We start from the raw sequence: 492 nt of genomic DNA on the forward strand, positions 1-492 counted from the left end.
TAGAGTAGCAAAAAATCCGGTAAATCTGCCGAAGGGCGTCGAAGTTAAAGTCGATGGCCAGAAAGTCGCCGTAAAAGGTGGCAAAGGCAGCCTGGAGCATGAAGTTCACGAGCTGGTAGCCGTGTCCCTGGAAGAAGGCGTAATGTCTGTTAAGCCTCACGAAGACTCCCAGAAGGCTTGGGCTTTGGCCGGGACCACCCGTGCTCTGCTGAATAATATGGTAACCGGCGTAGCCGATGGGTTTGAGCGTAAGCTTCAGCTCCTGGGTGTTGGTTACCGCGCACAGGCTCAGGGCAAGGTGCTGAACCTGACCCTCGGGTTTTCCCACCCGGTGGCTTACGAGCTGCCTGAAGGGATCACCGTAGAGACCCCGAGCCAGACTGAAATTGTCATTAAGGGCATTGATAAGCAACTGGTTGGTCAGGTTGCTGCCAATGTTCGGGCCTTCCGTCCGCCTGAGCCTTACAAGGGTAAAGGGGTGCGCTATGCTGA

The 492-nt window shown here is 55.3% G+C and carries 1 protein-coding gene; it reads left to right on the top strand.

What is annotated here, in order from left to right; all coding sequences use genetic code 11:
• Positions 1–492: 50S ribosomal protein L6 (rplF, locus tag A3754_RS05645; protein WP_063519049.1), on the top strand; the 492-nt coding region annotated here is incomplete at both ends.

This window comes from Alcanivorax sp. HI0083 (assembly GCF_001635175.1).